General features: G+C 44.8%; 13 protein-coding genes. 3 read left to right on the top strand and 10 right to left on the bottom strand.

Translation table 11 applies throughout. From position 1 onward, the window contains the following. Positions 1–51: 51 nt before the first annotated feature. The 4 genes from NSQ29_RS04080 to NSQ29_RS04065 form a co-directional block, all read right to left on the bottom strand. On the bottom strand, positions 52–2,982 hold the full coding sequence (locus NSQ29_RS04080) for an insulinase family protein (protein WP_341124421.1): 2,931 nt from the start codon (positions 2,980–2,982) through the stop codon (positions 52–54). Positions 2,983–3,133: 151 nt separating this feature from the next. Continuing rightward, positions 3,134–3,607 carry a hypothetical protein gene (locus NSQ29_RS04075; RefSeq protein ID WP_042190722.1) on the bottom strand — a complete coding sequence of 158 codons (474 nt, stop codon included), beginning with the start codon at positions 3,605–3,607 and terminating at the stop codon, positions 3,134–3,136. Beyond that, positions 3,604–4,866 carry a DNA polymerase IV gene (locus tag NSQ29_RS04070; protein WP_341124420.1) on the bottom strand — a complete coding sequence of 421 codons (1,263 nt, stop codon included), beginning with the start codon at positions 4,864–4,866 and terminating at the stop codon, positions 3,604–3,606. Before NSQ29_RS04070 ends, NSQ29_RS04075 begins: the two co-directional genes overlap by 4 nt. Next, on the bottom strand, positions 4,859–5,056 hold the full coding sequence (locus tag NSQ29_RS04065) for a hypothetical protein (RefSeq protein WP_341124419.1): 198 nt from the start codon (positions 5,054–5,056) through the stop codon (positions 4,859–4,861). The genes NSQ29_RS04070 and NSQ29_RS04065 overlap by 8 nt, the downstream gene beginning before the upstream one ends. A 318-nt stretch (positions 5,057–5,374) precedes the next feature. Here NSQ29_RS04065 and NSQ29_RS04060 point away from each other — a divergent pair, with 318 nt between their 5' ends. After that, positions 5,375–6,253 carry a helix-turn-helix transcriptional regulator gene (locus tag NSQ29_RS04060; protein ID WP_042190729.1) on the top strand — a complete coding sequence of 293 codons (879 nt, stop codon included), beginning with the start codon at positions 5,375–5,377 and terminating at the stop codon, positions 6,251–6,253. A gap of 44 nt (positions 6,254–6,297) precedes the next feature. On the opposite strand, the gene NSQ29_RS04055 is transcribed toward NSQ29_RS04060, so the two are convergent. Continuing rightward, positions 6,298–8,481: an alpha-galactosidase gene (locus NSQ29_RS04055; protein WP_341124418.1), complete on the bottom strand. Its 2,184-nt coding sequence runs from the start codon at positions 8,479–8,481 to the stop codon at positions 6,298–6,300. A gap of 267 nt (positions 8,482–8,748) precedes the next feature. Next, positions 8,749–11,214 (bottom strand): beta-mannosidase, encoded by a 2,466-nt coding sequence (locus tag NSQ29_RS04050; RefSeq protein WP_341124417.1) that lies wholly within the window; start codon positions 11,212–11,214, stop codon positions 8,749–8,751. Positions 11,215–11,345: 131 nt separating this feature from the next. Here NSQ29_RS04050 and NSQ29_RS04045 point away from each other — a divergent pair, with 131 nt between their 5' ends. Beyond that, positions 11,346–12,197, top strand: a complete 852-nt coding sequence (locus NSQ29_RS04045; RefSeq protein ID WP_341124416.1) for a helix-turn-helix domain-containing protein — start codon at positions 11,346–11,348, stop codon at positions 12,195–12,197. A gap of 68 nt (positions 12,198–12,265) precedes the next feature. Here the strand turns inward: NSQ29_RS04045 and NSQ29_RS04040 are convergent, their stop codons facing one another. The 3 genes from NSQ29_RS04040 to NSQ29_RS04030 all read right to left on the bottom strand — a co-directional run bounded on the left by NSQ29_RS04040 (position 12,266) and on the right by NSQ29_RS04030 (position 15,891). Further along, the gene (locus NSQ29_RS04040; protein ID WP_341126727.1) at positions 12,266–13,879 is read right to left on the bottom strand and encodes an extracellular solute-binding protein; all 1,614 of its coding nucleotides are present in this window, start codon (positions 13,877–13,879) and stop codon (positions 12,266–12,268) included. 137 nt (positions 13,880–14,016) lie between these two features. Further along, positions 14,017–14,907, bottom strand: coding sequence for a carbohydrate ABC transporter permease (locus tag NSQ29_RS04035; RefSeq protein WP_042190738.1), 891 nt, complete (start codon positions 14,905–14,907; stop codon positions 14,017–14,019). A gap of 27 nt (positions 14,908–14,934) precedes the next feature. Further along, entirely contained in the window at positions 14,935–15,891 is a 957-nt protein-coding gene (locus NSQ29_RS04030; protein ID WP_042190740.1) for an ABC transporter permease, read from the bottom strand. Between the two features lie 227 nt (positions 15,892–16,118). On the opposite strand from NSQ29_RS04030, the gene NSQ29_RS04025 reads away from it, so the two are divergent. Continuing rightward, complete coding sequence (locus NSQ29_RS04025) at positions 16,119–17,873, top strand: cache domain-containing sensor histidine kinase (RefSeq protein ID WP_149646666.1); 1,755 nt, start codon at positions 16,119–16,121, stop codon at positions 17,871–17,873. 396 nt (positions 17,874–18,269) lie between these two features. On the opposite strand, the gene NSQ29_RS04020 is transcribed toward NSQ29_RS04025, so the two are convergent. Then, complete coding sequence (locus NSQ29_RS04020) at positions 18,270–23,078, bottom strand: S-layer homology domain-containing protein (RefSeq protein WP_341124415.1); 4,809 nt, start codon at positions 23,076–23,078, stop codon at positions 18,270–18,272. Between the last annotated feature and the right edge of the window lie 60 nt (positions 23,079–23,138).

Here is a 23,138-nt window from a genome sequence, read left to right as displayed (position 1 = left end):
TCTCCAGAACATGCCCGTAGACATGTACTGAAAAGGAGCGATTAGAGAAACTCACTTCACAAGTTCTTCCAGCTTTCCGAATAAAGCGGTTTTCGATTTCAGCTTGGACGCATTGCCGACTACAGTGAAATAGTTCTGTTCCGTCACAGCCTTAAGTAAATCGGTGTACTGTCTGATATCTTCTGGTGTTGTCGACAAGATTTCATCCCGCTCTCGCTGCAGTTCAGCCTCTGTCACCTGTTCAAAATAATGCCGGTCCGCCCGCCGTCCCTGTGCGCTGGGACTAAGAGGCTGATCCAGCATAGATAAGGTACCAATGATCGCTTTGGTCATCTCATCGGGATCTGCTTCATACCCCTCAACAAATCGATAAGCCTGATCATAAACCTCCAGCGTCTCCTGCAAATTCGGATCACGGTAGGAGGTGAACATCATTATCCCATCTCTGCGCAGAACCAGGTTCCCGCCATACGCACCGCCCTTCACACGTACGGCATTCCACAGATAGGTAAGGCTCATAATTTTCTTGAGCACCTGCATTTTCCCTGAATATGTGAATCCTAGCCTAGTGAAATCGTATCCCTTGACCACATATTGCACCTGGCTGGAAGACATGAATCCTTCATTGTCCGCATGTCCCTGTGCCGTAATCTTAGGCCTATTTACTACTGGCCGATCCTGGATACCCAGCTTCGCTGCATTAGCTATGAATTCTTCGTACAAATCAGGCGTACCAGTCACGCTGATGATCAAATTGTTTTTATTGAACAAATCCCCACAGATGCCCTTCAGTGTGTCTGCCACCTGAGCTCCCTGCTGATCGAACGTCTCGGCAAGCTCGCGGATAAAGCGATAATAAGTAACGCCGCTCTGTTGTTCCTGATACGCTCCCATATTTGAGAAATAGGACATCAGACGGCTGGCCGCAATCTCATTCCCTCTTTGATTCAGAATCGATTCCATCTGCGAGGCTTCCCGGCGGACGATTTCCTGCAGCTTGGTCAGATTGTCGAGCGCACTTGTATAGAGTATCTCTCGCAGCAGGTCCAGTGATTCACCAATATGCCCCGCCATCACCTTCACCAGCGCAGAGAATTTAGGCTGATAACTCGCCCCCGTAGCTTTTGCAGCGCCAAAGAGCTCATTCCTGAAATATATGCCCCCGGTTTTCATCCCGATTTCACTGGTGAGCTCTTTAATAGCGTAAGAGGCAGTCTCCATTTGGCCCAGTACCTCTGCCAATAGCACCAAATAAGGAATTCGTTCAGGAGCTATAACACCCGTATCCCAATAAAGCTTGCAGTAGGCAATCTTATGGGTAGCTACCTCATGGTGGATCACCTTTATGCCCTCATGGATTTGTTCATGGGTCGGCACCTGAGGTTCTACGCTGCAGTTAATATCCTGTAAAGACAAGCTCGGTAGCTTCTGTAAATCTTCGGCTGCATCCGCACGACTCTGCCGCGCCAGAAGATGCTGTGTACTCTGAACAAGCTGCTCCAACTGATCTGGTTGCAGTGACGCTTTGTATTCACTCAATTGATGCTGAGTGGATGCTTCCTTTTCCGCTGCGATCGTCTTGGACGGGTTCAGTACCACCACACTGCAATGATCACTGTTCAGCAAATAGTCCTCAATCAGCTTCTCAAAATAACGGTCCGCAAGCTTTTCCCGAATGGCCGTGATCACCTCTTCATAGCGCATGTGAGTAGTCGGCTGACCGTCATAGAGCCAGGACTTCATCACTTCGATATTGTAAGTAAGACCCTTCGGATACTGGTTAAAGTCCGCTTCCCGCAGTTCAAATTCCTTACTGTTAACCGCTGCAAGCACCAGCTTCTCATCTAGTCCGTCCTGGACCAAACGCTTTAATGTAGTCTTCACCAGCTCCACAAAAGCATCTTTGGAGGAGGCATTGGAATGCGTTAGCGTAATACCAAGCAGCGGTTGAACCATACTGTCGGAATAAAAAGCAAACGCGTCTTTGCCCAATCCGCTTTCGAGCAAGGCTTGCTTGAGCGGAGCTGCGTTGCTGTCCATCAGCATGCTTTTTAAAATATCAAAAGCGAGGTTCAGTTCCCGATCAGTAGAAGTTCCAATCACATAATTTAGACTCAAATAAGTCTTATCAGTGGCTGCTTCTGCTTCCAGAATCGGATAATCCGCTACCAGCTCCGTCATTCCAATGGGCTGTTGTAGGGCAATGGAAGTATCGAAGCTGTTTCGTTCATAAGACCCAAGATATTCCTGGTCTATGAATTGCAGCTTCTCTTCAATATTAACGTCTCCGTAGAGATAAAAATAACTGTTGGACGGATGATAATAATTGCTGTGCGCCTTGAGAAACTGCTCATAGGTTAGCGCAGGAATTTCCTGTGGATCTCCACCTGAAGAATGACGGTAAATCGTGTCCGGATACAATGACTTTTTGATTCTATCCATCAATACCGTAGTCGGCGAGGAATATGAACCTTTCATCTCGTTGTAAACCACGCCTTTATAGATTAACTCATCTTCGGGATGCTGAAGCTCGTAGTGCCAGCCCTCTTGCTCAAAAATTTCTTGTTGCTTATAAATATTCGGTTGAAAAACACTATCCAGATAAACCTCCACCAAATTAGAGAAGTCCTGATCGTTCCGGCTCGCTACTGGATACATCGTCTTATCCCCAAACGTAAATGCGTTCAGGAACGTCTGCATCGAGCCTTTCAGTAATTCTACAAAAGGTTCCTTGACCGGATATTTCTCTGAACCACATAATACGGAATGCTCCAAAATATGAAAGACCCCCGTACTATCTTCAGGCGGGGTCCTGAAGCTTACACTAAACACCTTGTTGTCATCCTGATTCTGCACGAACAGCAGCCTGGCGCCGCTCTTCAGATGTTCCAGCGTGAATACGTTGGATTCGTTCTCCGGGATAAATTCCTCATTAACAACCTGAAATCCATAATAAGTGTTCCCTGTGATCAAACAGCTCATAGATTTCCCTCCTCTGTTTAGGGATATGATAACTCTACATGAGCTTATCATATCCCTGGGCGATTATTCCATCAGCAGAAGGTCTCCGGGATTAATTTCTGGTTCACATAAAACAAGACCACGCCAGTATAATTACTGACAAAGCCTTGTTTTATTTCAAATGATCTTTTAATATTGCTCCGAGTTCAGCTGTGTATTTAGTCAACCTTAAGCTTATCTCTGTACGCATAACATCTCGAGTTAATCCAAAGCGTTCCTGATATCCTCGGCAAAAGATTTTGTAATACACCAAGAATTCCTCCTGTTCATCTGCCAGCACCCTGATATTCCGCTGTTTCAGCTCTTTTTGCAGCCGATAAGTATCCTGCATGATCCGGCGTTGAATGGCTTGACCAGCCATCAGATAGGCACGTTTAAGAATGTTGCTGGAGGGCTCGATCTCTTTCAGGCTCTTGCTAACCATAGTATCTATATAAGGAAGCAAAATGAGGTCTCGAACCATCGTACGTTCCTCCATAGTTATCATTTTATCTGGGTTCTCACGCTGCTGTTCCTCATACTGCTCAACATGCTCGGTCATGATCATTTTCGTTTTCCAGCGTTCATTACCCTCAAGTTTACTCATTTATAGTGACCTCCAATCTGTTCAGCTCTTTCTAGGGCAACACCGGATTCAAGCATAGATGAAGCTCTGATAAGAGCTTTACTGCCATAACGAGCTTTTATTTGATCGATTGCACGTTCTTTGTTGTAAGCCCGAACCCTGTCATCAAAGAGTGTAAGTTGGACGACGCTATCATCTGATAGGTTAGTCAAGGAAATCGCTAATCGACCTATGGGAAGGCCCGACCAGTTGTCTGCAAATAATTTTTGCGCAGCAGCAGCTACTTCGTGGGTTAGTGATGTTGGTTCGGGCAATGTCATCTGACGCTCGTAAGCATTTGAACGCTCTCCGTCCGTCTCTAAAACTGAAATAGATACTACCGATCCCATATAACCATACCGCCGTGCTCGCTGGCATACTTCAATGACGAGCTCAAGCAGCACAACCTCAATATCCGTATGCCTGGTGTATAAATTCCAGCGCAGAGCCTTACCATGTCCCACTGATTTGATTTGATGACGCATTCCTGTGACCACTGGACTAGGATCTAGCCCGCGCGCAGTTTGCCAATAATATTCCGCTTGAATATCACTTTGCTTACCCATGGTAGTTCGCATTCGTCGCTTAAATTCTGACAGTTCCATTCGCGCAATATCTCCAATTGTGGATATACCCATACGCCAAAAATTCTTGGTCATTCTAGCCGCTACCATAAACATATCCTGCACGGGAAGTTTCCAAAGGGTCGTCTCTAATTGGTCAAAAGAAAGTTCATATATCCCATCCTTCATCTTTTTGGCGTAGTTATCTGTCGCCATCTTTGCCATAACCTTTGTAGATCCAATACCTACCCGTGTCCAGACTCCCGTCGAAAGTAAAACATGGTGCTGAATTTTATGAATCATATCCTGCAGCGATCCTCCGAAATACGCAAGAGATCCTGTGACATCCAGAAACTGCTCATCGATACTGTAGGGTTCTACCAGATCGGTATATGTTCGGTAAATCTCTGATATCAAGAGTGATACTTTAATGTAAGTCCCCATGCGTGGCCTTATTACGATTAGCTCTGGGCATTTTGCTAAAGCTTCACCTACACGCGAAGCCGTTGTTACCCCCTTCGCTTTAGCAAGCGGGCAGGCCGCCAACACAATACCGTTCATTCTTGCTGGATCCCCCACTGCAACAGGTTTATCTCGATATTCAGGGTGGGCAGCTTTCTCCACAGAGGCGTAAAATGCCTGGCAATCAGACAGTAGAATGACGCGATTCTTAGGCATGGCGTTGTTCCTGCACGGGTTGCCATGAAAGAATATTTGCTACCAAGAACATGCGAGGCGTCCCTGTAGTCAGACAGCTTGCTCGTATGCGTCCGTCACGGATACTGTGTATTTCAATTTTCCGCTGGCTGATATTTCTCGCCTTATCCTGATATATAATTTCAATTATTTGGCCGATGCTGATTTGCATGCGATCGCCTCCATAAAAATAAGAACACTTGTTTGTATTATATGCGTAATCGGGAATTTTAAGCAACAAAAAAGGTGAGGTAATTTCCCCCACCATACCGGATCTGATTTTTTAAAGCTGAGAATAATCTAATCCAGACCGAACGAGATCACAGTTCATTAGATTGCATCCATGTGCTATAAAAAATGAGTATCCAGACTTGCGTATTCAATAGAGATTGAACAGACAACGAAAAAAGTTTACACTTTGATAGAGTAAACAACAGTAGTAAATTATTGATCTGTACTCAAAAGCTTTTTCTAGAAAGGAATTTTGCTAATGTTCCGTTCCTCCTACACCTTTCGCTCGGAAGAAGAAGCTTCCATGCTTCTGTTTGATTCTATCGGTTGGGAACAACTCGATTCACCTGCCTACTCCTTCAACGGCCAGAACCGGACGGAGAGAAGTTGTGTTATTTTTCAGTACACATTATCGGGAGAAGGTAGAATTGAAATAGATGGGGTTGTTCATCGGTTAACGAAGGGCAAAGCTTTTCTAGTGACTGTCCCCAGCATACACAGGTATTATTATCCGGAAGAAGGCACCGAGCCTTGGGAAGTTTTATGGCTCAATCTACGGGGGCCTTTAGCGATTTCACTTTGGAACCAACTCGCTGCTCATTGCGGTCCAATTGTAGAACTCCCCCAAGAATCGGTTTCGATAGATTTATTGTGGAGTACATTCAAGGACATTCAGGTTCATGAAGAAAGAGATTTGCATCTTTTAACGGGAAAAGTCTTTCAGTGGATCTTGTCCATGGAGAAATACCTCAAGAAACCAAATTTGTTAACCACCTATATAAAAAATGACAAGCTTCACGCCGCTATTCAATTCATGAAGGATGATCTGCATAATAATAATCTAAGCTTAGACGATGTTGCCGCTCATGTTGGTGTTTCCAAACATCATCTTTGCAGACTGTTTCAAAAAAACATCAATCTTTCACCCTTTGAGTATTTAAAAAGACGGCGGATCGAGTTGGCAGCTTCCAAGCTTAAAACAACAGATTTGAGTATCAACCAGATTGCGACGGAAAGCGGATTTGATAATGCCAGCTACTTCGGAAAAGTTTTCCGGTCCTATTTTGGGGTCAATCCTTCGACTTACCGCGAACAGGATCTGGCGTTCCAAACCAAACATGTATTTTTCGAAAATTGATCCATATAACAAAGGAGCAAGCCAGTGGCTTACTCCTTTTCTTATTAAACCTCTTTGAGTACAAATAATAAGCTTTTGAAATCGCCCTCAAGCTGTGGAAGTGAGAGTCCGAAGTGCATCAGCTCATCCCCTCTGTACACTTCACCGTTAAGCTCAAGTTTGTAGTTCTTAGCTGGGTCGAGTCCTTTCAACCGCAATCTGCGGAGAGGTGCATTAGGCTCGGCCAGAACTCTGAAGTACGTGGCAAAAGCTTCTTTTTTATCATCCGAAACAAACATCCACGCAGTCTGATTCCCCTCAAATGGACTAAGCAGTCGATAGAAATCACCGAACTGAATCAGCATTCTCAGTTCCTTGTACTCAGAAACCTGTTTCCGGATATCCTCCCGCTCATCATCAGTTAGCTTGGTCATGTCTAGTTCGTAGCCAAAGTTACCAGACATCGCAACATGACCGCGTGTTTCGAGTGGTGTGATACGGTGCACCTGATGGTTAGGAACAGCCGATACGTGAGCACACATAGAGCTTGCAGGATACACCATGCTTGTTCCATATTGGATCTTCAATCTTTCAATCGCGTCCGAATCATCACTGGTCCAGGTCTGTGGCATATAGTACAGCATTCCCGGATCATATCGTCCGCCGCCGCCGGAGCAGCTTTCGAACAAAATATGAGGGAAACGGGTGACGATACGCTCCAGCACATCATACAGTCCGAGAATATAGCGGTGAGCCGTTTCGCGTTGACGTTCCGCTGGCAGAAGAGCAGATCCAATCTCCGTCATATTCCGGTTCATATCCCATTTCACATAAGTAATCGGAGCCGATGACAGCACGGAGCTAACCGAATCAACGATATAATCACATACATCCTTACGGGATAAATCCAGAACGAGCTGCTGGCGAGCTAACGTTCTTTTGTGACCTGGTACATGAAGACACCAATCCGGATGCTCGCGATAAAGATCGCTTTCTGGCGACACCATTTCCGGTTCGAACCATAATCCGAACTCCATGCCCATTGCCGTAATGTCTTCCCCGAGTTTTCCGAGACCCTCTGGAAGCTTGCGGCGATCCTCTACCCAATCTCCGAGTGAGCTATCATCATTGTCTCGCTTCCCAAACCAGCCGTCATCCAGAACAAACAGTTCAAGGCCAAGATCTTTACCTGCTTGAGCAATTTCTTTGATTTTATCTGCGTTAAAATTAAAATAGGTCGCTTCCCAGTTGTTGATGAGAATAGGGCGCTTACGATCACGGAATTCACCTCTGCATAACCGGGTCCGGTACAGACGGTGATATGTTCTTGATAATCCACCAAGTCCTTGACTGGATCTTACCAGCACTGCTTCAGGAGCCTGGAAGGATTCTCCCGGTTCAAGCAACCATTGAAAATTAAACGGTTGAATGCCTATGCCCACTCTGGAAATGCCGTATTGATCCACTTCCGCTTGCGCAAGAAAGCTTCCGCTATACACAAGGCTGAACCCGTATACTTCACCGTGATCCTCTGTTGCATCTTTTGCAAGCAAGGCCATAAAAGGGTTCTGCTGGGAGCTACTAGCGCCGCGCTTACTGTCAATTCGCTGGATACCAGGTACGAGTGGTCTTTTGTGGATATGACGTTCTCTTGTCCAAGTACCAGATAATTGCAGCATGTCATAATCAGAATCATGGAAGTCAACATTTGCGCTTAACACACGCTTCAGCACCACATTGTCCTTACCTTGATTCTCAATCCGCACAGAACGTGTGATCACATCCTGATTATTAAACACGGTGTAGCTCAATACAGCAATCAGTCCGCTTTTGTCATCTTGAAGAAAAAGTTCCAGTGTCTCTGCTTCTTCTTCACTTTCAACATAAGTGGAAGGCAATCCCTTTAACTCAGGCTTCCCTTTATTGATCTTATAGCTCTTATAAAGGAAATCCGTAACGGTCGTACCATCTACCAAATGAACCTCAAGCGCTGGTTCCCGGAAATCACCATTCCCATAAGACGGAAATTCACTTGGAATAGTGTCGAGGGAAATCCTCTTGTCCTCCATCGTATAGGTCGGGCTAAAGGAGCAACGTTCCACCAAATTCAGCGGCTGCACTATTCCTTCTAATTTAGGACCCCAATAGATATGCGCTGGAAGCTCACCTCTAACGACTTCAATAACGTAGCTGGACTGCTCAGACTGTAAATGAAACACCTTGCGGCTGTCATCATAATAAATGCTCATAATATCCTCCTACTCTTCTTATCAGATCTTGTTGTAATATAACTGACTTAATTTATCTTGTTGTTTGAAGTCTATTTTAAAGATAATTGGAAGGGGATACAATCTTAATATCTATACCTTAAGTAGTAAAATATTGATCTATAAAAAATTCAATTTCATGTTATTAAGCTTTGCAGAACAATAAATGATTATTAGCGGCTATAGTAAAAAAAATACATAAAAAAAGAGGCCCCAAGATAAGGGCCTACTTCCTGTGAATCTTCCTAATTAAATATCAAATACGGAACGTACAGTAAGCTGTGCACGAAGTTCTTCCACCGTAGCTGGCTTGTCGAGATCTTTTTTAGCGATGGTAATGGTCCTAGTTGTACCACCCGACATATCAAAATAGTTGTCGCTGAAGATGGCATCTCTCTCCTTGAAGTCTAGGCCGACAAAACGAGCATACGTCTTAGCCTTCACGGTAATGACAAATTTTTCTTCTTCCTCGGTAAGCATAGCTTCAAGCTCAGGGTCAACGAAGCTAAAATGCTTCGGCTTAACAAACAGGACCGTGCCGCCACTCTTTGTCTCGCTCTCTACCTCAAAAGAATATTCCAGATAAGTCTCACGTTTCTTCCCTTTCGTATCCAGTATGTGGCCGAAATCAAGCTGTTCGAACTCAGCAGTACTTAACGCGGCAATCTCCACTGGCTTTGTGCCTTCCAGCAAGACCTCCGATGTCGTAGTAAGCAGTCTCCAACTCAGTTCACCAATAACTCGTTCTCTGCTTTCGTTAGAGACATGAAGGGAGACCTTCGTTCCTTCGTCATGGGCAGAAACAAGAATCGGCGCGAAGAAATGTTTAGCCGCATAATGCATAGCCTTCCACCGGCCATAATAGTCGATACTGGACCAAGAAGCTACCGGCCAGCAGTCATTCAACTGCCAGTACAATGCACCCATGCAGCGACCTCTATGTCTACGCCAGTGCTCAACGCCGCAACGCATCCCTTCTGCTTGGATCAGCTGTGAGGCATACAATACAGAATCAAAATCTTTCGGATATTTGTAGGTCTCCCCAATATAATAGAGAATTTTCTCATTCCCGGTATTGTTCTTCTGATGGGACTCCATGACATAAGAGAAGATATTGCGATCCTCCGGCAGCGTGAACGACTCGATGGTCTTCAGGCCCGGAAACGACTGTAACCCGAATTCAGACATATAGCGCGGATATAGCTTCCGGTAATCGGTAAACGGTTCCTTCCCATGCCAGACTCCCCAATAATGCATATCTCCGTAATTCTCGTCATTTGGCTTGTCAAAGCTACCTTTGGAGGATGGTGAAGCACGCCAGTAGAAGGTATTCGGATCAATTTCTTTAGCGATTGCCGGTAGAAGCACCTCATATTGCTTAATATAATCTGCCTTAAGCTGCAGTGAGTAATGCTTCTCCCAGTCCCATTCGTCCCAAGCCAGCTCCTGCTCGTTGTTGCCGCACCACAAGCCTAGCGAAGCATGATGGCGAAGACGTTTCATGTTATCGATGGTCTCGTGAGTGATATTCTCCTCGAAGGCTTCCGTCAGAGCATAAATGCCGCAGGCATACAGATGATCCTGCCAGACAATGAGGCCATATTCATCGCAGAGATCATAGAAATAATCATCCGGGTAATACCCGCCACCCCATACGCGAATCGTATTGAAATTGGCAGCGACACAGCTTTGGAGCAAGCGATCCGTGCGCTCCCTAGTCACGCGAGGTAGAAGATTATCTTCCAGAATATAGTCGGCACCTGTAGAGAAAATGAGCACACCGTTGACTTCAAAAGCAAACGATTCTCCCCACTGATCTTCTTCCTGCTTCACAGTAATAGTTCTAAGTCCAATCCGCAATTCTCTACGATCTAACTCCTGTGACTTTTCCTCAATTACAACCTCTACGTTATACAGTGGCTGAGCACCGAGATTATTCGGCCACCACAGCTCTGGCTCCATAATTTCCAGTGCAATATGTTGATCCGTCCCAATCATTTCAGACACACGATGCTCAATGCACAGACCCGCTGGTGTGTGAACTTTAACCACAATTTCTCGATCAGCCGCTTGCCAGCTCTCTGTTCTAACTCGAACATCCAGCATGACCTTATCCTTCTCATGGAATTGCGTAATATAAACATCATCAAGGCGAGCACTGTTGTAACCCTGAATAGAGAGACTACGCCAGATTCCTAGATCGGGTAACTTTGGACCCCAGTCCCAGCCGAACATGGAGTGCGCTTTGCGCAGATGCGATATCCCCTCTACCGCATCAGCACATCCACTGAGTGGCAATTCTGCTTGCTTCCGTAAAGTGAATTCTACTGGGGAGCGAAAAATGGCGTGGATAGTATTATCACCAGGCGTTAATACAGCCTTGATATCTACTTCATACGTCCGGTGCATATTGTCACTGTTCAGAATATTAGTTCCATTCAGGGAAAGCTCACAAAGCGTATCGAGCCCTTCACACAGCAGAAATACTCGGTCATGCTCTAGTACGCCTGCTTCCAGCTGAAAACTACGCTTATATTCGTAATCGTAATTGGACAGTTCCAGAACCTCATACTCCTGCTCGCGGTAGAACGGATCTGGCATTTCACCGGCATTCAACAAATCATGGTAGACAGAGCCTGGCACGCTGGCTTCCAGCCATTTCGGTTCATGAAGCCGTTTCATTTCCCATTTTCCGTTTAGATTGACAAGTTGCATATTTTCGCCTCCGCAAATGTGCTATTTTAACTTCTCGTATTAAAATGTTAACAATAATATGTATATATTTCTTCTATTGTGTTCGCAAAAATAGTGTGCTATTTTAACATCACTAACCCTGGAGGAAAAACATGATCAAATACACTGAGGCAAGCCATATAAACCCCGAATTGCTAGCTGATCCCTTCTGGGTAGAATCTCTGAGTCAGGTATCCCCAGAACATACGCATGATTTTTATGAATTTTTCATACTCACTGAAGGCCGATGCCGGCATATCGTCAACGGGGCTACCCAGCTTCTTCAATCTGGCTGCCTTGTCTTCATCCGGCCCGATGATACCCATTGCTATGAAGCTGACGGGGATAGCGATTGCCGCTTTCTGAACATTCCCTGCCGAAAAAGCTTCATTAATGATGCCTTTAGTTACCTGAATGAAGAAGAATTCCTGCACGGGCTATTAAATACTCCGCTCCCTAGAATCGCCATGTTATCTCAACTGGAGATGGATGATTTCATTCGTTCTTTCGAACGCATCCGAATGCTTTCTACCTTAGACAAAGTAAAGTCCAGGATTTATCTGAAAGGAATACTCGTAGATACACTTACCCAGCATTTTTTCTCTCCAGAAACCATCGAGCAGCCAGAATTCCCACTGTGGCTCGAACATGCCGTTTCCAAGATGCATCTAAAAGAAAACTTAAACAAAGGCCTTCATGCCCTGTACGAGTTGTCGGGCAGAAGCGCCGGTCATGTCAACCGGGCCTTTCGCCAGTACTTGAACCAGACACCAACAGAATATATCAACCAACTTAGGCTCAACGTGGCACGTAATCTGCTACTTACTACTGAACTACGTGTGGTCGAAATTGCTCTGGAGTCCGGCTTTGACAATGTCAGCCATTTCTATCATCAATTCAAAAAGTACTATCACCAGGCCCCGCTGGTTTTCCGCAAAAATGCGCATGCTAATAGACTAGTTTAATTAACATTTGAAAACATAGAAAAAGGCTCCCCCTCTGTCTGAATGCAGAGAGGAAGCCCTTACAATAATTATTTTGAATTCCACAGCTCCATACGCTCTGCGTACTTCTGGTTAATGATTTCTTCTACTTTCTCATCCCCAGCCTTTTTCATTTCCGCAAGCATCTTATCGAATGTCGCGTTGGCTTCGGCTTCAGTAGGAGCAATGATTACTCTCGTAATGCTTTGATCCATAATATCTTTTACCTTCTGTGCAGTCAGTGCTTCAGGTGTTCCGCCATCAGGGCTCAAGTTGTCATATGCCGCTGTATCCCATACGGAATCCCCAAGACTCTTGATTGCCATCTGATCTACTTCACTGCGTTGATATTTAACGGCCATATCGTAAGGCTGTTCATTTGCATCCAGACCATTCTTGATAAACCACAACCATTTGCGGACACCGCTCTTCTTGACTGTGTCGTCCCAGTTTTCCTTGAAGCTATCCAAGAATGCAGGGTCCGGTTTTCTCTTGCCATCCACCATGGTGTATTGAACGCCTTCTTGGCCCCACAGCAGCAAATGCTGTCCTTCATCACTTGCCAAGAAATTGAACAGCTTCATTGTTTCTTCAGGGTGCTTGTTGTTCTTAGTAATAGCGATAGCATCCCATCCAAGTGAGCTTCTTGGTCCAAATGTCGTTTGGGCAGGGTCTACTCCAGGGGCAACAACCTTGTATGGGAAGAGCTGATTATCTTCTCCGCCATCCTTCTTCAAAGTTCCGTTCCCGTTACCTGGATCCCAGTAAGCGCCTGGTGTGGAGAATACTGCGCCAGTAGCCAGCTTTTGAACCCAAGTTTGCGTTTTGCTAATCGCAAATTCCTTCTCAATCAGACCTTCTCTGTATAATTTATTTACGTAGAGCAACATTTCACGATACTTTGGATCCTTAACATCATATTGCAATGTTCCATTGTTATCATAGTAAGTTTTCAGACCCCACATGCCTTTGAATGTTCCAAGGTTGGCGCCCATATTCTCGCCGTTCATGGTCATTGGAATCGATTCTTTTCCATCAATCATTTTGTTTTTCGCTTTAAAATCCTTCAAAATCGCTTCTAATTCATCTGTTGTAAGCGGTGTTGAGCCATCTGCTTTGTCCGGTGCCAGATCTGCAAGCAGATTTTTTCTCATCAGCATCCCGAAGACTGGATCACTATCTAGTCCATACCAGTTAGCCAAGTAATAGTTCTTTCCATCTTTATAACGAGTCTTGGTCAGTGTGTCGCCATACATTTCCTTGATATCAGGGCCATTCTTCTCAATCAGCTCATCGAGTGGAATAAAGGCACCGCTTGTAATGTATTTATCAAGTGAAGCATCCCCACGGCTCATCACGACCACATCCGGATAGTCACCGCTGGCAAGCATCAAGCTTAGCTTCTCTGTCGGATTTCCTGTTGGCTGCTGAATAGAGATCTCAATGCCAGTCTTTTTAGTGATTTCTTGGGCGACAGCATCAGTAAAAGGCTCTCCCTTAGTATTTGAATCAAACCATGTAAGTGTAATCGGCTCTTGTTTTGTATTGTCTCCAGCCGCTTTGTTTGTATTGTCTGTTCCATCATTAGAGCCACAGCCCGCTAATAGTGAAGCAGATAATGCAGCAGTTATACTTACGCTCAACAATTTGTTTTTCTTTATCATAGACACCCTAATTCCTCCCATTAATTAAGTTACGTCACAAGTCTATCAAGCAACCAAGCAAGTCTGTCCGCTCACCCCCCTTCAGGGCCGCCAGCTGGACAACTCCTCTCCGGCTGGCGTTCGGTTATTTAATCATATTAACTCTTAACAGCTCCCAAAGTCATACCCTTAACAAAATACTTTTGCAGGAACGGATATACTAGAACGATAGGCAATGTTGCAACCATCGTCGCTGCCATCCGGATCGTATCGCTTGAAACAGCATTTCGCTTGGCGGAGTTTGCCAGCATTTGCGATTGCGATACCATACCTCCGGTCTGGAATTGACTCAGTATTTTGACGAGGACAGCTTGCAAGGTCTTCAGGTCTGAGCTGTAAGTAAATGCATAGGAGTCAAACCACGAGTTCCAATGCGATATTGCCTGAAAGAGGCCCACTGTCGCGAGTACTGGTGTTGTTAACGGCAGCACAATCCGGAAGAAAATCATTAAGTCGTTCGCTCCATCTACCTTCGCTGACTCCTCAATCTCACCAGGTAATCCCTCCATAAAGGTACGGACAATAATCATATAGAAGACATTCATCAAGCCTGGCAGAATAAAAACGGAGAAAGTGTCGATCATATTCAGGGCTTTAAGCACCATGTAATAAGGAATCAAACCGCCTCCGAAATACATCGTAAAGACGAAGTAAAGGTTCCAACCCTTGCGTCCCATCAAATTCCGCCGGCTTAGCGGATAAGCAAGCATCGTAATCACAAGAACCGACAGTGGTGCACCAATTACGGTCCGTTTAACTGTTACCCATATCCCATTCATAATTTCGGTATCTTTCAAAATTTGTTTGTAGCTATCAAAGGTGATATCTCTTGGCCAAAAGTAGACGCCGCCACGAACAGTATCCTCAGCAGCATTTAATGAAAGAACGAGAATATTCCAAAAAGGTAAGAAGGTAACTAGCAACACAAGGATAAGAATCAAATATACAAAACACTTAAAGATATGATCTCCGTATCTGTTCAAAAACATCTCAAGCGCTCCTCTCCATTTTGTTATTTAGAACAACGCTTGGTCGTTCACTTTTCTAGAAATTCGATTCACGATTACAACAAGAATGAAGGCAATAACGGATTTGAATACCCCCACGGCAGCCCCGTAGGAGAACATGCTGTTTTGTAACCCGTATTTGTATGCATAAATATCGATAACTTCCGAGTACTCAAGTACAGTGTTATTTTGCAACAGATATTGTTGTTCAAAGCCGGCATTCAAAATACCTCCGACTGCAAGAATGGCCAATATCACAATAGTTGGACGTAAAGCAGGGAGCGTAATATTCCACATTTGCTTGAATCGGCTAGCTCCATCTACTCTTGCGGCTTCGTAAAGCTCTGGATTAATAGCGGATATTGCAGCTAGGTACATAATGGCGCTAAAACCCATTTCTTTCCACATATTAGATAAGGCGATAATCCACCAGAATAAGGGTCCGTTTTGTAGAAAAGCTACCGGTTCGTTAACAATCCCGAGCGTTACTAAAAGATTATTGAACATCCCATCGGAAGCTAGCAGCGTAATTACAATGTTAGCGGCGATAACCCATGAGATAAAATGCGGGAGATAAGAAACCGTCTGTGTAAAGCGTTTGAAAAATCCCTGTTTTGCTTCATTCAGCACAAGCGCGAGTATGATCGGCGCAGGAAACCCGAATAACAAGGTCAAGAGGCTTGTCGCAAGCGTATTACGCATTACACGGTAGAAGTCTCCTGTGGTAAAGAAATATTCAAACCACTTAAAGCCAACAAAGTCAGCATGGAAAAATTGTTGAAAAAATGTTCCTCCACCCGGTTGATAGTTTGTAAATGCCATATACATACCAAACATAGGTCCATAGGAAAATAGCAATGTCGCAATTATGGCAGGGAGCATTAGCAAAAATAACCATTTCTGCTCTTTTAATCTGTACCAAAAATTATTGCCCCTGACTGTTTTGATAGCGCTTGCTTTATGCATCAAATACCCTCCCTTTTTATTTAGTGCAGCATACCCTGCTACATCTCGATTCAGCTTCTCTCCTATTTATCTTAAGTCCGTATAGGGCTCCTTTCTATACTTCAATCCTCCGAATGATAGCGCTTTTTAAAGGAGTTTCTGAACATTCGAGCATTGGATTTCGATATTCAGTCTGATATGATAAACTTGGCTTTCCGTGAATTCACAGTAAAGAAGGGACTTCTACGATGCGTCATTTTTACAAAAAGTATATTTATATGCCTTTTATCGACCTTAGCTTTCGCTCCAAGCTATTCCTCGTGTTCGTTCTGGTCACCATTATTCCAATGATGCTTTTTGTCTATTTTTCATTCGAACTTACAAAATCAAAGCTGACCGATCAAATCTACATCAATATGATGAATTCAACGGCCCAAATCAACAAGAACCTGGAGAACAAACTGGACAGCTATGAGCATATTTCCGCTTCTATTTACTTGGATAATAGGCTAGCCACTTACCTCACGAGCGAATATCAAGATGATCCATCTTATCTGGACGTCTATCAATATATTGGCAATCGTATAGACACGGTAATGGCTGCTTATCCCGATTTTGGTAGCGTTTTCATTTATTCCGACAATCCATCACTGCCCAAAGATAATTACTATATCAAGCCGGTTACACCCGAAGTGAAGGAGACAGAGCTGTACAAGCAGCTGATGCAGTCTCACGGGAATATTATTCATCTGTCCTCACCGCAGTCACAAGATAATCCCGCAATGTTTACACTGGCTAGGTTACTGAACAATAATCGCAACCAATATCCCTACGGTATTCTGGTCTTCGAAATATCCGAATCGGTGATCTATTCTTTAATGGAGAAAGAAGCAGGCGGCAAAGATATTTTTATCGTTAATGACAAGGGCCTTATTTTATCAGCCGCCGACAAACAATTATTAAATACAAGTCTGCCGGAAATGCTTGACCAGAACTTTGATGAATTGCCTTCTGGCAGATTTGATACTACCTATAAAGGGGAAAAGGCTTTCGCCGTCTATAACACGCTCACAAATGGATGGAAAACCGTCTCTATATTCCCTTATGACAGTATCATTCAGGATGCGAAATCACTGTCAGAGCTCATCATCAAAATCTCTTTAGGCTTTATAGTCGTCGCATTATTGCTGATTTATATTACTGCATCGATGTTTAGCAAGCGTATTCGAATGTTAATCCGAATGATCCGGCGGCTAGAACGTGGTGACTTCAACCCTACGAATGATGAATATTTAGGCAATGATGAGATTGGCCAGCTTCATTTTGCCTTCAAGCAAATGACTACACGCTTAAAAAGTCTAATCACCGAAGTGTATCAGAAGGAGCTACAGAATAAGGAGGCAGAGCTTGACCTGCTTCAGGCCCAGATCAACCCCCATTTTCTGTACAATACACTGGGCTCCATTTCGTCTCTTGCCCTAAAACATCAAGATACTCGCATTCAGGATTTGGTGCTTCATCTCGCCAAGTTTTATCGCATCTCCCTGAATAAAGGAAAGAGCATCTTAACTATTAATGAAGAATTGAAGCTGACGCAAAGCTACAATGCCATTCAACTGATCCGATTCAAAGGACAACTGAACATCACCTACAATATTGATGAAGCGATCTTACCTTACTCTACAGTCAAGCTAGCCTTGCAGCCTTTTGTAGAAAATGCGGTGCTTCATGCGGTGTGGAATCAGGAAAGCCCGCTAAATATTCATATCAAAGGCATAGTCGAAAATAGTGATATTATTCTATCTGTAATTGATGATGGCATGGGGATGAGCCGTGAGACACTTCACACTTTACTTGACGATAAACCCGGGCGAGGTTATGGGATTTCAAACGTAGATCGACGGATAAAACTGAGATTTGGTGAACATTACGGCGTTACTGTGTTTAGTAGGCTCGGAATAGGAACCACTGTGCAAATTCGCTTACCACAAAAGGAAATGTAAGGAACGACGCATCTGAATAACCGCAAAGCTTATTGAGAAATCAGAAATATTGATTAACAATTAGGGAAATCCTCCCTGAAATTTGGCGATTTTTGCTCATTATACTGATAATCAGGGAAATCCTCCCTGATTATTTGCTGATTTGGAGGTGAATTCAGAATTCGCCCGATTATTAGGGAGGATTTCCCTAATTACATCGCATCCAAGAATTTTTTGGCTATTTTTAGGGAGATTTTCCCTAATCGCTCTCACCTAGCCTAGTTACCACGAGCTTGCCACGAGCCCCTCGATATAACCATTATCATTTTAATAAAGCTTCAGTGAACACCAAAAACGAAGGAGCTAAGCATCTAGAGATTGCTTAACTCCTTCGTTCATTTGTATATTTGCAATATTTTACTTCATAATCAAGTTATAAATCACTTGGGTCGCTTCTGCTCGGGAAGCGATCCCTTTTGGTGCAAATAGACCTTCATTTTGACCTTGAACCAGTCCTAGGCTGGCTGCTCCCTTTACAGAAGCGGCTGCCCAAGAGGAGACCTGCTTCATATCTTTGAATGTCACATCAGTTGAAGCAACAGTTACTTTGCCATTCTTCAGCTCATAAGCTTTCATTAACATGACCGTGATTTCTTCACGGGTAATCTGTGCAGCCGGCTCGAACTTGGTCGCACTCCTGCCGCTCACGATGCCCGCCTTGTAAGCGATAGAAATGGACTCCGCGTACCAAGCAGACGGTGCAACATCAGCAAAGCTAACATCTCCCCTTGTGGTCAACCCTAGGGAATGAACGAGCATAGAGGTGAACTCGGCACGCGTAATCGCACGGTTTGGTTCAAACTTGTCTTTGCTAGTCCCTTGAACATACAGCTTCGCCGCCAGCTCTTGGATTGCAGGACTAGCCCAGTGATTGGCTGGCACATCGACAAAGGTCCGTTTGAGCTCCAGCACAGCATATTTACTGAAGTGGTTAACTTGTGCTGTCAATACACCATCAGCATAATTCGCAGAGATATATTCCAGCTTACCGTTATCCGCAATATAGTAAATGCCTCCACGCTTGGAATCAAAGCCTTCTCCCACTGTCAGGCTTAGCGTAATGGGTTGTTCGAACGCAGAAAGCATTTCTGTTGTGCCAGTTTTCGTGGTCACCGACAGACTGAACTCATAGATATCACCCATGAGTCTAACCTGTGCTTGAGTAGTTCCCTCCGCTGCAGCAATGATCTCATTCGCCTTGCTGCTGAGTGGTGCTAATTTCAGGGTTATCGTGCTATCATCCCGCTGACCTTCCGGTAGCTTGCTCTGCAACTGGCGGAGCAGATCCGCAGGCACCTTTATGGAGAACTTACCCGACTTCAAAACCAGCGTATGATTCGCCAACTGGCGAACTACATCGGAGGATAATTGTATCTGCTGTGTATCTCCCTTAATCTCCACGATGACATTACCAGATGCACGATCCACTTTCAGCATCTCTGATGTAAGGATTAGAGTGCCCGCGCCATTCTCTTGATCTACAATGCTACCAGGAGTACCGTTGTTGTTACCCGGATTCGCAGGGACTTCAGGATTTCCCGGTTCTACAGTGGAGGCTGCTTTGACTGTAACTTCTGCCGCAGCTTTGAAGCCGCCGTCTACTGTTTCCACAGTAATTGTGGTTTTCCCAGCATTTACAGCTGTTACCGTTCCATACACTACGGCAGCTACAGACGTATCGCTCGAAGTCCAGTGTACTGCTTTATTCGCCGCCTCTTCCGGAGATAGCGTAGCCGTCAACTTTCCGGTTTCACCAGCGGTTAATGTTAGCTCTGTCTTATCTAGCGATACACCTGTTACTTTCTTAGGTGCAGCTGTCAATTTTACCAGTTTCGATTCTGTCGGCTGCAAAGACAACGCGAGTGTTCCTGAAATAGTCGAAACCTCTCCCGTCCATAGGTCTTGCATCGTGTACGAATCCGCTACGTCCAGTCCGGCTCTACCAAGATTCACCGTTTTGTCTGCAGAAGCATTGGCGCTGTAGTTGAATACAGCCAGATAATAATCGTTGCCGTCTTTCATCACAAAAGTATCCGCTGCATTTGCATTCGTATTTCCTTCCAGCGGCTTGAACACTTTTCCTTTTAACGCTAATTCGAGAACCTCCTTGTTGTTAAACAAAGCAGTCATGTACTCCTGTGCCTTTGGATCGTTAACATCATCAGAGCCGAGAAGTACGGTACCGGCGATAACGCCAGAGTTCATTCGACTGCGAGCTTCAGTTAAGCTGGAAGCGCGGGCCAACGCCAAATGATCGGGATCCGTATAGGTGTAGATCGTGCCATTTTGCCAGAAGCCATAAGTTAACGAATTCAGCATGTACTCCGTTTCATTGATCTTGCCGTAGGTGTCGCAGGAAATACGTCTGCTGTGTGCATATTGGCTTGGAAAGATTGGCGCAATAGATGCGCTAATGAACATTTTTCCATCCAAACGATCCTTCACATAAAGCATTCCTTCATTGTAAGCTTGAATCCCTGTCGTTATGGTTGGATCGAAATGTTGTCCCTCAAGCGAACCGTGCGTCAAGAAATCCAATTTGATGAAGGTAAAGCCCAGATCCTTAAATTTGTCCAAAAAATAATTCATGCGCAGTTTAGCACCTGGATGTGTCACATCCAGAGGAAAAGCCCCATCCAGCGTCGGCAGCGGTTTACCCTCGGCATCTTTGAGGACAATATCGCCATACGTATACTTATTGTCGGTACCCTCTACCGGCTGGCTCATATTGTTGCCCCAATATACAAATGGTGCCCAATAAATACCTGCATGCTGACCATTGCCCTTAATTACTGATACAGCGTCAGCAAGCTGCTTATCATTCAAATTGTCCCAATAGGAATCCATATTAATAAATACATTACCGTTATTATTGAAATCATTTAGGTGCTCCTTATAATAATTGGAGACATCCACAACGTCTTGGTATGAAAGTGTACCTTCGTAAGCTCCCCAGCTGTTAAAACCAACAGGTACGCCTTGCGGCAACTCAGGATTCAGCAACAGTGGAGGTGTGATGATCGCATTAGCTTTTCCGTATTCCTCGAGTCCTGTGCGATAATCACTGAATGCCCCCACCATAATCATCGGCGAAGACAATTCTGCACCTGTAAGCATGCCATGAGGCTGGGTATCCCGTGTAACGTCGCTGGCTGCCCCGCCATAAACCGCTAGCTCATTCAGCCGATTAGAAGAACCTTTCCAGTCGATCCCGGTCTTCCACGTATCATGAGTTACCGACCCGAGCACAAGGCCGCTGCGTGTCGAGTTATTAAAAATAGTCGTCATTTCATAGCTGGTATCCGCTCGGTTCATAGATTGAGATTTATAACGAATCCAAGCATCATTGTCAAAAGGAACGGTCAGTACCCGGTTATCTGCACTGGCACCGATATCTACTCCACCTGAACGTTTTACGGTAATAGGCGACATATAATTAGTCTGTAGCGCCGTATCGCTAATGGCATCCAGACGAGTTAAGAAATACTTCTGATCGTCATAAAACTTGTAAACCTGTTTGAGCGTTGGCTGTCCAGCTGAGGTGTGAACAAAAGTAAGCTTCACTCCTTTGCCAAAGCCATCCTGAATTTCTACTGGAGCACCAGCACTTGCATGATTCTCATAGCTTGTAGTCTCAATGAGAGTATCACCGAGTTTGATGCTGCTATAGATTCCTTGCAGCTTCTGACCATCCGTCCACTTGTAGCTTGCGTATCCAGACTTAGTATTAAAAGAAACCTCATATTGTCCATTCGATACGAGAGTTCCATAAGTATATTCGGTAACGGTGATGGCCCCGTAGTTATTCGAAGTCCCTGGTGTCCCCAGATCACCATCCTCTTCAACTGGAGGATTAGGATCTGTACCCAATGCCGGTTCTACAATAATTCGATCCAGATCTGGCGCGTACCAGTTGCCGTCTGAGAATTTGATTGTATTCTCGCCTTCGTTCAGAGGCAGTGTAAGCTCATATGTGAGCGCCGTATCCCAGTCTGGTGTCTTTGGCAGTTCATAATACTGCTCTGCCCCACCATTAGCGCTGAGGTATAAGCTGCGCGGGTCACCTGAGAAATAAGCTACCGTGATCCGATAATCCCCTGTCATCGGAGCCGTAATCTTATTGAAAGTTAAGGAACTGCCGCCATTCAGATACCCTACCTTCTGTCCACCGGAAGCATTCGGGCTATCGCCAACTCGCGCTTCTCCAGTTAAATCATTGACCGGAGACTCCGCTTCATAACTGATCGTATACGGAATGACTTCAATCCGGTCGAAATCTGGAGAGTACCAGTCATGATCCGAGAAAGTGATCGTGTTCAGCCCTTCCTGCAAGGAGGCTTCTACATCATAAGTTCCTACCGTATCCCAACTTGCTGTCTTTGGCAGATCAACCAATTCATCCAGTCCATCATTCACCTGCATATAGACAGGCCGCTGGTCACCGGAAATATAGGAAATACGGATCAAATACGTTCCCGCTGCCGGCACAGTGACATTTGTGAACTGTAAAGTACTGTTTTTATTCATATCCTTTACAATTTTTCCACCGGAACCAACGCTGCTGTCCGCTATTTTGGCGTTGCCTGTAATTATATTTTCAGGCGCTTCAGCTTCTATGATTGCACCATGCAGCTTCTCCTTCCAGTCGCCTCCAGATCCTTCACCTGGGTCGCTGTCGTCCAGTCCACGAATTACGATCTTGTCGATGTCTGGAGAATACCAGTTGTTGTCATCAATCAGGATGCTGTTCTCTCCAGCATTCAGCGGAAGTGTCACATCATAAGTTCCCACCGTATCCCAGTCCACTGTCTTGGGTGGTTCTTCAAACTGCTTATCGCCGCCATTGGCACTGATATTGAATGGCCGCGAATCGCCAGAGATATAGTACACTGTAATTTTATAATTCCCACTCTCACTTACAGTCACATGATTGAACTGCAAAGTGCTTCCTTGATACATGCCTCCGACTTTCTGCCCCCCGGAAGCCGCTGGGTGTTCAGAAATAGAAGCATTGCCAGTCATAGCATTTCCATCAGCTTCAGCTTCATAGGTAGTATTCTCCGTATCATCGGCATAAACCGTACTGACAAACTGACCGCCACTGCCTATTACCAAGCAGATGATGACAAAGAACAAAAATCCTCTTTTCATTGCTTTCCCAAACATTTAATCCCTCCGTTTGTAGGTCTCCTTGCACTTTTGTGATATTCGGGCTATATCTGTCCA

It is taken from the genome of Paenibacillus sp. FSL F4-0236 (genome assembly GCF_038000135.1).
In the GTDB taxonomy this organism is placed as follows: domain Bacteria; phylum Bacillota; class Bacilli; order Paenibacillales; family Paenibacillaceae; genus Paenibacillus_AQ.
This window is presented reverse-complemented; position numbering and strand designations above follow the sequence as displayed.

What these genes read in the sequence shown, in the direction of transcription:
- NSQ29_RS04080 (WP_341124421.1), bottom strand. Translation starts at nt 2,982, where the DNA reads ATGAGCTGTTTGATCACAGGGAACACTTATTATGGATTTCAGGTTGTT.
- NSQ29_RS04075 (WP_042190722.1), bottom strand. Translation starts at nt 3,607, where the DNA reads ATGAGTAAACTTGAGGGTAATGAACGCTGGAAAACGAAAATGATCATG.
- NSQ29_RS04070 (WP_341124420.1), bottom strand. Translation starts at nt 4,866, where the DNA reads ATGCCTAAGAATCGCGTCATTCTACTGTCTGATTGCCAGGCATTTTAC.
- NSQ29_RS04065 (WP_341124419.1), bottom strand. Translation starts at nt 5,056, where the DNA reads ATGCAAATCAGCATCGGCCAAATAATTGAAATTATATATCAGGATAAG.
- NSQ29_RS04060 (WP_042190729.1), top strand. Translation starts at nt 5,375, where the DNA reads ATGTTCCGTTCCTCCTACACCTTTCGCTCGGAAGAAGAAGCTTCCATG.
- NSQ29_RS04055 (WP_341124418.1), bottom strand. Translation starts at nt 8,481, where the DNA reads ATGAGCATTTATTATGATGACAGCCGCAAGGTGTTTCATTTACAGTCT.
- NSQ29_RS04050 (WP_341124417.1), bottom strand. Translation starts at nt 11,214, where the DNA reads ATGCAACTTGTCAATCTAAACGGAAAATGGGAAATGAAACGGCTTCAT.
- NSQ29_RS04045 (WP_341124416.1), top strand. Translation starts at nt 11,346, where the DNA reads ATGATCAAATACACTGAGGCAAGCCATATAAACCCCGAATTGCTAGCT.
- NSQ29_RS04040 (WP_341126727.1), bottom strand. Translation starts at nt 13,879, where the DNA reads ATGATAAAGAAAAACAAATTGTTGAGCGTAAGTATAACTGCTGCATTA.
- NSQ29_RS04035 (WP_042190738.1), bottom strand. Translation starts at nt 14,907, where the DNA reads ATGTTTTTGAACAGATACGGAGATCATATCTTTAAGTGTTTTGTATAT.
- NSQ29_RS04030 (WP_042190740.1), bottom strand. Translation starts at nt 15,891, where the DNA reads ATGCATAAAGCAAGCGCTATCAAAACAGTCAGGGGCAATAATTTTTGG.
- NSQ29_RS04025 (WP_149646666.1), top strand. Translation starts at nt 16,119, where the DNA reads ATGCGTCATTTTTACAAAAAGTATATTTATATGCCTTTTATCGACCTT.
- NSQ29_RS04020 (WP_341124415.1), bottom strand. Translation starts at nt 23,078, where the DNA reads ATGTTTGGGAAAGCAATGAAAAGAGGATTTTTGTTCTTTGTCATCATC.